This is a genomic window from Anabaena sp. UHCC 0253, assembly GCF_009712085.1.
Classification (GTDB): domain Bacteria; phylum Cyanobacteriota; class Cyanobacteriia; order Cyanobacteriales; family Nostocaceae; genus Dolichospermum.
Genome location: NZ_VILD01000002.1, coordinates 701,989 through 703,137 on the forward strand (window position 1 = coordinate 701,989; position 1,149 = coordinate 703,137).

The 1,149-nt window shown below is 35.1% G+C and carries 3 protein-coding genes and 1 pseudogene; all 4 read left to right on the forward strand.

The window, feature by feature from the left end:
- A pseudogene (locus tag FJR38_RS28285) lies at positions 1 to 95 on the forward strand (type II toxin-antitoxin system VapC family toxin); the annotation flags it as partial.
- Positions 83 to 334, forward strand: coding sequence for a hypothetical protein (locus FJR38_RS07390; RefSeq protein WP_168536213.1), 252 nt, complete (start codon positions 83 to 85; stop codon positions 332 to 334). The pseudogene FJR38_RS28285 and the gene FJR38_RS07390, both read left to right, overlap by 13 nt.
- A 40-nt stretch (positions 335 to 374) precedes the next feature.
- Positions 375 to 677: a hypothetical protein gene (locus tag FJR38_RS07395; protein ID WP_168493040.1), complete on the forward strand. Its 303-nt coding sequence runs from the start codon at positions 375 to 377 to the stop codon at positions 675 to 677.
- 12 nt (positions 678 to 689) lie between these two features.
- Positions 690 to 1,091, forward strand: a complete 402-nt coding sequence (locus FJR38_RS07400) for a type II toxin-antitoxin system VapC family toxin (RefSeq protein WP_168536215.1) — start codon at positions 690 to 692, stop codon at positions 1,089 to 1,091.
- The last annotated feature ends 58 nt before the right edge of the window (positions 1,092 to 1,149 follow it).

Genomic DNA, 1,149 nt, shown 5'->3' on the forward strand with positions numbered 1-1,149 from the left:
CTATTGCTATAGCTAATAATTTAACTTTAATTACTCACAATACTAGAGAATTTAGTAGAATTGATAATTTAAAATTAGAAGATTGGGAGATTTAGTAAACAGCGATCGCACCCCCTTCAACACCCCCAAAAGCGATCGCACTCCCCTCCAACCCCAAAAGCGAACTGACAAGTCAGCGCTTGCGCTATCGCACCCCCTCAACTTCCCAACAGCGATCGCACCCCCTCAACTCCCCAAAAGCGAACTGACAAGTCAGCGCTTGCGCTATCGCATCTCTCCAACTCCCCCAAAGTATCGTTATTTGGGTAAGTTACACCTGCTGATTCTGATCTGATATACTGATAATATGTAAAAATAATCAAATCTAATATTTTATGATTAATAATCACCAACTCATCACAGAAACATCCTCAACTACACCCTGGAATGATTTATTATTAGAAATTGCTCAAACTCCCGAAGAATATATACCGGAGATATTGGAAATTGTCCGTTTATTTCGTCAAAACTTGATCAATAAACCAACAACTTTGATAACGACAGAAAAACACAAATTAGAGTGGCAAGAATTTATTAATAAAACAGCAGGAAGTTGTGCAGATGATCCAATTATTCTGGATAATTTAGGTATTGATGATACTTTAGATGATAGCTTAGAAGAAATGATTAATTGTTAGGAATACAAACTGATGAAATATTTATTAGATAGTAATGTTTGTATTCAATATCTTAATCAAAGATCAGAAAAGATTATTCAGCGTCTTCAAGATTTATCCGATATAGATATAGTAGTTTGTTCTATTGTCAAAGCGGAATTATTTTATGGTGCAATGAGAACTCATAATCCTGCGAAAACTCTGCAAAAGCAGCAGGAATTTTTAGACCGATTTGTTTCTTTGCATTTTGATGATAAATGTGCTTTTATTTATGGTGAAATTCGTAGTAAATTGGCTGCTAAAGGTACTCCTATAGGAAATAATGATTTACATATTGCTGCTATTGCTATAGCTAATAATTTAACTTTAATTACTCACAATACTAGAGAATTTAGTAGAATTGATAATTTAAAATTAGAAGATTGGGAGATTTAGTAAACAGCGATCGCACCCCTTCAACACCCCAAAAGCGATCGCACTCCCTCCAACCCCC

Excerpts from the sequence above, each read along its gene's own strand:
- FJR38_RS07395 (WP_168493040.1), top strand. The coding sequence starts at position 375 with ATGATTAATAATCACCAACTCATCACAGAAACATCCTCAACTACACCC.
- FJR38_RS07400 (WP_168536215.1), top strand. The coding sequence starts at position 690 with ATGAAATATTTATTAGATAGTAATGTTTGTATTCAATATCTTAATCAA.